At 67.8% G+C, this 606-nt stretch carries 1 pseudogene; it reads right to left on the reverse strand.

The annotated features are described in order from the left end of the window. Nucleotides 1-401: pseudogene (locus tag FQ755_RS37150) on the reverse strand (hypothetical protein); the annotation flags it as partial. Nucleotides 402-606 lie beyond the last annotated feature (205 nt).

Here is a 606-nt window from a genome sequence, read left to right on the forward strand (position 1 = left end):
TTGCCGGGCGCCGGGCCGGAGCTCGCCGCGAAACTGCTGGCCGATGCGCCGGCCGATGCGCCGCCGCCCGTCGAGGCGGGCGTGCCGACGCCGCCCTGGCCGCCGCTGCCGAGCGCGCCAGCCACGGGCATGCCGCTGCCACCGCCGCCCATCGAAGGCATCGCCGGCGCACCGCCGCCACCGCTTCCGCCACCGTTTGCGCCTCCACCACCGCCGCCGGACGACGCACCGTTGCCGTTCGGATCCTGCAGCATCTGCATCAGCTCGATCAGCATCTGCTGGATCAGCTGCATGATCGACTGCTGCAGGCTGTTCGCGCTGCCGCTGCCATCGGCGGCGCCCGAGCCGCTCGGATACGCCGTCGAATTCACCGCGTAGTTGTTCTGGATGCCAACCGACATGAATGCTTCTCCGGATCGTGTGAACGGAAATCACGCGCCCTTTGCCATCGATGAGTCATCGGACGTCAGGGGGCAGCTAATCGATTGTAAGAAGCGCGCGGCGCGCGATTGTCTTCCGAAGGAATCGATGTCTCGCGATGCGAAGCGGTCGGGTCACGCGCTTCGGACGGCCGCGAGTCGGGCGGACATGTCATATGACGACTGT

Origin of the sequence: Paraburkholderia sp. BCC1885 (assembly GCF_900996235.1) — a bacterium.
Classification (GTDB): Bacteria; Pseudomonadota; Gammaproteobacteria; order Burkholderiales; family Burkholderiaceae; genus Paraburkholderia.